General features: G+C 72.4%; 6 protein-coding genes. 5 read left to right on the top strand and 1 reads right to left on the bottom strand.

What is annotated here, in order from left to right; translation table 11 throughout:
- Positions 1–155 precede the first annotated feature (155 nt).
- From ABH925_RS26230 to ABH925_RS26215, 4 genes are read left to right on the top strand one after another with little or no spacing between them, the layout of a single operon-like run.
- The gene (locus ABH925_RS26230; protein WP_370151401.1) at positions 156–1,301 is read left to right on the top strand and encodes an ABC transporter ATP-binding protein; all 1,146 of its coding nucleotides are present in this window, start codon (positions 156–158) and stop codon (positions 1,299–1,301) included.
- Positions 1,298–2,278: an ABC transporter permease gene (locus ABH925_RS26225; protein WP_370151400.1), complete on the top strand. Its 981-nt coding sequence runs from the start codon at positions 1,298–1,300 to the stop codon at positions 2,276–2,278. Before ABH925_RS26230 ends, ABH925_RS26225 begins: the two co-directional genes overlap by 4 nt.
- Positions 2,279–2,281: 3 nt before the next feature.
- A complete protein-coding gene (locus ABH925_RS26220) occupies positions 2,282–3,418 on the top strand; it encodes an ABC transporter permease (RefSeq protein WP_370151398.1) in 1,137 nt (378 codons plus the stop codon).
- Positions 3,415–4,461, top strand: coding sequence for an ABC transporter ATP-binding protein (locus ABH925_RS26215; protein WP_370151396.1), 1,047 nt, complete (start codon positions 3,415–3,417; stop codon positions 4,459–4,461). The genes ABH925_RS26220 and ABH925_RS26215 overlap by 4 nt, the downstream gene beginning before the upstream one ends.
- 56 nt (positions 4,462–4,517) lie before the next feature.
- On the opposite strand, the gene ABH925_RS26210 is transcribed toward ABH925_RS26215, so the two are convergent.
- Positions 4,518–5,441 (bottom strand): SAM-dependent methyltransferase, encoded by a 924-nt coding sequence (locus ABH925_RS26210; RefSeq protein WP_370151394.1) that lies wholly within the window; start codon positions 5,439–5,441, stop codon positions 4,518–4,520.
- Positions 5,442–5,597: 156 nt separating this feature from the next.
- Here ABH925_RS26210 and ABH925_RS26205 point away from each other — a divergent pair, with 156 nt between their 5' ends.
- On the top strand, positions 5,598–6,770 hold the full coding sequence (locus tag ABH925_RS26205) for a DUF5925 domain-containing protein (RefSeq protein WP_370151393.1): 1,173 nt from the start codon (positions 5,598–5,600) through the stop codon (positions 6,768–6,770).
- Positions 6,771–6,812 lie beyond the last annotated feature (42 nt).

The raw sequence follows: 6,812 nt of genomic DNA, 5'->3' as shown, positions 1-6,812 counted from the left end.
CGGCCCCCGGGGCGCGGGGGCGCCGCCCCCCCCCCCCCCCCCCCCACCACCCCCCCCCCCCCCCCCCCCGCCCCCCCCCCGGCCCCCCCCCCCCCCCCCCCCCGGGGGGGGGGCGCCCGACCGGCGCGGGCCGACCCGACGATGGGACAGCGAATATGACGTCGATTCGAACGTCCTCGCCACCGGCGCCTGACACCGCGACCGTCCTGGAGGCCGAGGGCCTCACCAAGCACTTTCCGGTGCGGCGCAGCGGGCGGCAGGCCATGACGCGGGTGCCACGGGTGGTCCACGCCGTCGACGACGTGTCGCTGACGCTGCGCCGGGGCCGGGTGACCGCGCTGGTCGGCGAGTCGGGGTCGGGGAAGTCCACCGTCGCCCGGCTGCTCGCCCAGCTGTATCCGCGCACCGGGGGCGACATCCGGCTGCACGGCGAGTCGGTGACGGTGCGCGGCGGCAGGCGCTTCCGCGCGTACAACGCCCGGGTTCAGATGATCTTCCAGGATCCGTTCGCCTCGCTCAATCCGGTGCACACGGTGCGCTACCACCTCACCCGTGCCCTGAAGATCCACGGGAAGGGCGGCAGCGCCCGTGGGCGTGAGGGCGCGGCGCAATTGCAGCAGGCCCTGGAGCAGTTGCTGAACCGGGTCCAGCTCACGCCCGCGACCCGCTACCTGGACGCGTTCCCGCACGAGCTCTCCGGCGGCCAGCGGCAGCGGGTCGCCATCGCCCGCGCACTGGCGGCGGACCCTGAGGCGCTGCTGGCGGACGAGCCGGTGTCGATGCTGGACGTGTCGATCCGGCTGGGCGTGCTGAACCTGCTGCGCGACCTCAAGGAGCGGCTGAGCCTGGCCGTCCTCTACATCACCCACGACATCGCCTCGGCCCGCTACTTCGCCGACGACACACTGGTGATGTACGCGGGGCGGATGGTCGAGGGCGGCGACAGCGAGACGGTGACCCAGCGGCCGGCCCACCCCTACACCCGGCTGCTGATCGACTCCGCGCCCGACCCGGACCGGATCGCCCGCGCCGCGGCGGGTGGCGGGGAGCCGGAGCGGATCGAGGACGCCGGGACCGGCGAGCCGCCGAGCCTGATCGACCCGCCCGCCGGCTGCCGCTTCCACCCGCGCTGCCCCTTCGCCATGGACGTCTGCCGCACCGAGCTGCCGCCGCGCTTCGCGGTGCCGAGCACCGACGAGACGGGCGAGACCGACGAGGGCGGCGACGGCGTGCCGGGCACCGCGCACTGGGCCGCCTGCTGGCTGTTCGACGAGACCCGGACACCGGAGGTGTCCCGATGAAGCGCTTCCTGCAGCGGCTCGCCTTCTATGTGTTCACCGCCTGGGCCGCGATCACCGTCAACTTCTTCATCCCCCGGCTGATCCCCGGCGACCCGGTGATGGCGCTGATCAGCCGCAACCAGGGGCAGATCAGCACCAAGGCCATCGCCTCGCTCTACGTCCTGTTCGGCCTGGACAAGCACAAGGGCCTGCTGCAGCAGTACGGGGACTACTGGGTGCAACTGTTCCACGGCGACCTGGGGATCTCCTTCTCCTCGTTCCCGACCCCGGTCACCACGATCCTGGGCCAGGACCTGCCCTGGACGGTGGGCCTGGCCGGAGTGGCGATCCTGGTCAGCTTCGCCACCGGCACCTTCCTCGGGGTGCTGTCGGGCTGGCAGCGTGGCTCCCGGCTGGATTTCCTGCTGCCGGTCACCACCTTCATCTCCTCCATCCCGTCCTTCTGGCTGGGCATCCTGACGGTGGCGGTGGTCGTCGCGGCAGGCAGCAGCTTCCCGGTCGCCGGTGGCTACGACCCCGGGCTGGTCCCGCACCTGGACCCGCAGTTCATCGGCAGCGCGGTCCAGCACAGCCTGCTGCCGCTGGCGATGCTGGTGGTCACCTCGATGAGCGGCTGGATCCTCAGCATGCGCAACATGATGGTGACCGTGGGCTCCGAGGACTACATCACCGTGGCGCACGCCAAGGGCCTGTCCGAGCGCCGGGTGATGCTCGGCTACGCCGCCCGCAACGCGCTGCTGCCGAACGTGTCGGGACTGTCCCTGGCGCTGGGTCAGATCATCGGCTCGACGCTGCTGGTGGAGATCGTCTTCTCCTACCCCGGGGTCGGCTACGAGATGCTGACGGCGGTCGGCGCCTCCGACTTCCCGGTGATGCAGGGCATCGTCCTGGTGATCACCCTGGCCGTGCTGCTGGCGAACTTCCTCGCCGACGTCGCCTACCTGATCCTCGACCCGCGCACCCGCAAGGAGGGCTGAGCGATGGCCACAGCGGCATCGAACGCAGGGGCATCGAACGCGGCGGAGTCAAACGCGGCGGCATCGAACCCGGCGGCATTCACGGTCGGCGCACCGGCCGACGGGAACCCCGCCGGTCCCGGCCGCGCCGCCGATCCCGCCACCGCGAACCCCGGTCCGGCGCCGCGCGGGCGCCGCCGGTTCGCGTTCCTGGCCAATGCCAAGGCCGGGACCGGGGCGGCGCTGCTCGCGTTCTTCTGTCTGGTCGCGGTGATCGGACCGTGGGTTGCCCCGTACGACCCGTCCGGGCGCAGCAACGACCTGCTGCAACCGCCCTCGGGACGGCACTGGTTCGGCACCACGCACCTGGGCCAGGACCTGTTCAGCCAGGTGCTGGTGGGGACCCGCAGCATCATCTACGTCGGGCTGCTGGCCGGGGTGATCGCCACCGTGCTGGCGGTGCTGATCGGGGTGACCTCCGGCTACCTGAGCGGGGTCGGCTCGGAGACGCTGTCGGCGGCGTCCAATGTGTTCCTGGTGATCCCGGCGCTGCTGCTGATCATCATCATCACCTCCAGCCTGCCGACCGGCGGGGACACCCTGGTCGCCCTCGTGATCGGGCTGACCTCGTGGGCCTGGGGGGCGCGGGTGCTGCGGGCGCAGACCCTGTCGCTGCGGCGCCGGGACTTCATCGAGGCGGCGCGGGCGACCGGCGAGTCCACCTGGCGGATCATCACCTTCGAACTGCTGCCCAATCTCAGCGCGGTGATCATCTCGGGGTTCATCGGCACCGTGATCTACGCGGTGATGACCGAGATCGTGCTGGCCTTCATCGGCGTGCCCGGGATCTCCCCGTGGAACTGGGGCACGATCCTGTACTGGGCGCAGAGCGAGCAGGCCCTGGCCCAGGGCGCCTGGTGGTGGTTCGTGCCGGCGGGGCTGGCCATCGCACTGCTGGGGACGGCGCTGTCGCTGGTGAACTTCGGCATCGACGAGTTCGTCAACCCCCGGCTGCGCGACCACGGTGAGCGCGGGGCGCGGGGCGCGGACGGCCGCCCGGTACGGATGCGGGTCGGCTTCACCCCGGTGCTGCCGGGCACCGGTCCGTCGGACGCCGGAACGGCGGGGACCGGTACGAGTGAGAGGGACGAGGCGCAGTGAGCAGCGGCGAGCCGGTACTGGAGATCAAGGGTCTGTGCGTCGACTACGGCCTGGGCGACCGCGCGGTTCGGGCGGTGCGGGACGTCGACCTGACCCTGCACCGGGGCGAGGTGCTGGGCCTGGCCGGCGAGAGCGGCAGCGGCAAGTCGACGCTCGCGTACGGGATGACCCGGCTGCTGGCGCCGCCCGGAGTGATCAGCGGTGGCGAGGTCGTCTATCACCCGCCGGCCGGTGACCCGGTGGACGTGCTGAGACTGGACGACGCCGGACTGCGCAGGTTCCGCTGGGCCGAGACCTCGATCGTGTTCCAGGGCGCGATGAACTCGCTCAACCCGGTGCACCGGGTCTCGACCCAGCTGACGGACGTGCTGGCGGCGCACCGGCCCGCGATGAGCAAGACTGACCGGCTGTCCCGGGCCCGGGAGTTGCTCACCCTGGTCGGCATCGCCCCGGACCGTCTGGACAGCTATCCGCACCAACTGTCGGGCGGTATGCGGCAGCGGGTGATGATCGGCATGGCGCTGGCGCTGGAGCCCCAGGTCGTCATCATGGACGAGCCGACGACCGCGCTGGACGTGGTGATGCAACGTCAGATCCTGCGCCAGCTGGTGGATCTGCGCGAGCGGCTGGGCTTCTCGGTGCTGTTCATCACCCACGACCTGTCGCTGCTGGTCGAGTTCTCGGACCGGATCGCCATCATGTACGGGGGGCGGATCGTCGAGCAGGCACCGGCGGCGCAGCTGTACCGGGACTCGCTCCACCCCTACAGCGAGGGCCTGTTGCATGCCTTCCCGCCGCTGCGCGGGCCGCGCCGGGAGCTGACCGGCATCCCCGGAGCGCCGCCGGACCTGCGGTCGATGCCCCAGGGTTGCGCGTTCCACCCGCGCTGCCCGAAGGTCTTCGACCGCTGCACGGAGGAACTGCCGCCCCTGGTCGTGCCGGTGGACGGATCAACGGCCAGGGCAGCGGCCGCAGCAACGGAAGGGCCAACGGCCGGGGCGGAGCAGCGCTCGGTGGCCTGCTGGCTGCACCCCGGCCGCTGACGGGCAACGCCGCGCGATGCGGCGGCTGTCCGCGGGTGTACGGGCCTCCGCCGCTGTTACCGGCGGACGGTCCTGACCGCGACGCCGCCGTAGGCGTTGGCCTGGGAGCGGGGCAGGGCGGCGTCCTCGACGTGGCCGTCCGGGCGCCACTCGTGGACCGGAACCACGCCCGGTTCGACCAGTTCCCAGTCGCCGAACAGCCGTTCCACCTCGGCGTGGGTGCGTGGAGTGAGATCGACCCCGGAGGTGTTGACGGCCTGCAGGGCGGTGGCCGCCGCCGCGAGCTTCTCCGCGTCCATCAGGTCGCCGGTGGCGTGCGAGAGGATCAGCACGCTGCCGGGGGCGAGTTGCGAGGTGTAGCGGCGCAGGATCGCGGCGGGATCCTCCGAGTCCGGGATGAAGTGCAGCAGCGCCACGCTGAGCAGCGCCATCGGCTGGGAGAAGTCCAGCAGGTCCAGGCTCTGCGGCGCGTGCAGGATCTTCTCCGGGTCCCGGAAGTCGGCGTCGATGTAGCCGGTGCGGCCCTGCTGGGTGCCACGCAGCAGGGCGCGGGCGTGGGCGAGCACGATCGGGTCGTTGTCGACGTAGACGACGCGCGACTCGGGGGCGACCGCCTGCGCGATCTCATGGGTGTTGCCGGCGGCGGGTATGCCGGTGCCTATGTCCAGGAACTGCCGGATGCCGCGCACCGCCGCGAACCGCACGGCGCGGCCCAGGAAGCGCCGGTTCGCCCGGGCCCCGGCGGGCACGTGCGGCAGCAACTGGACCACCCGGGCGGCGGCCTCACGGTCGGCCGGGAAGTTGTCCTTGCCGCCGAGGTAGTAGTCGTAGAGCCGCGCCGAGTGCGGGATGTCGGGTCTCAGATCGCGGGACGGGGGCCGTTCCTCGTCCAGTACGCCCTCGCCGTTCGCTCGGTCCGCCATCATCACTCCGCTCTTCGCGCCGAACTCGTGAACCAGCCCGGGGCTATGATCGCCCATCAACCCGAAGTCCGCAGGCCGTCGGTGATCCTCGCAGAAAGTACCACCGCGCGGGAACCGCCGAACGTGAACAGTCGGACCCGAACTGCGGGACCGGATCCGCCGGACCGGAAAACTGCTGTGCTGTTCCGGGCCCGGTAGCGGATCATGTCGTGCATGACACTTCTGCATCAGGCCGGTCCGGGCGACGCGACGGCCGCCTCCGTCGAGCCCGCCGTCAGCGTCGAGCCCGCCGACCTGCTGCCGCTGCGCCTCGCACTGGACGACGGCGACGGCCCCGGGGACGTGGTGGACGCGCTGGCGCTGGCCTCGTTCAGCGTCGGGACCCAGCCGTGGGCCCGCTCCGCCTCGGTCAGCCCGGTCCACCCGGCCGCGACGCTGCTGCCGCCGGGGGCCCGGGTGGTCCGCCGCAGCGAGGCCGAGAGCCGCACCGTGGTGCTGGCCGACGGCCCCGGCTGGACCCTGAAGGCGTCCTGGTGGCGCAACGGCGGGACGGTGAACGGCGATGTGACGGTCACCGCCACCGACGACGCGCTGGCCAAGTCCGTGCTGGAGCAGGCCGTCGACGGCGCCCAGGAGGAGGCGCCCACCGAGGAGGACGTCGTCGCGATGGGCTTCTGGCACCTCGCGGCGGGACGCGGCCCGGTCCGGGCCCGGCGCCGGATCGAGGCGCCCGGCTGGGACGACGTGCGCGGCAACTACACCCGGCTGGTGGCGGAGTCCTTCGACGGCCTGATGCGGCTGAAGCCGGAGCAGGTCGCCGGACGGCTGCTGCTGATGCACGGCCCGCCCGGCACCGGCAAGACCACCGCGCTGCGCACGCTGGCGCGGGCCTGGCGCGAGTGGTGCACGGTGGAGTGCGTGCTGGACCCGGAGCGGTTGTTCGCCGACCCGGGCTACCTGATCGAGGTGGCGCTCGGGCCGCAGCGCCACGGGTCGGACGACAACGGCGAGGAGCAGTGGCGACTGCTGCTGCTGGAGGACTGCGACGAGCTGATCCGTGGCGGCGCCAAGCGCGCGTCCGGTCAGGCGCTTTCGCGGCTGCTCAACCTCACCGACGGGTTGCTCGGCCAGGGCCGCAAGGTTCTGGTCGCGGTGACCACCAACGAGGACCTGGAGCGGCTGCATCCGGCCGTGGTCCGGCCGGGCCGCTGCCTGGCCCGGGTCGAGGTCGGCCCGCTCAGCGGGCCCGAGGCGGAGGCCTGGCTGGACGGCGTCGCGCCCACCCCGTCCGGCGGCGCGACCCTGGCCGAGCTGTACGCGCTGCGCCAGGGCCCCGGCACACTGCTGCCGGCCCCGGCCGCGCCCAGCGACGGCCTCTATCTCTGAATCCTGCTCTGCCGAATCCTGCTCTGCCGAATCCTGCTCTGC

Origin of the sequence: Streptacidiphilus sp. EB129 (assembly GCF_041262645.1) — a bacterium.
Classification (GTDB): Bacteria; Actinomycetota; Actinomycetes; order Streptomycetales; family Streptomycetaceae; genus Streptacidiphilus.
This window is presented reverse-complemented; position numbering and strand designations above follow the sequence as displayed.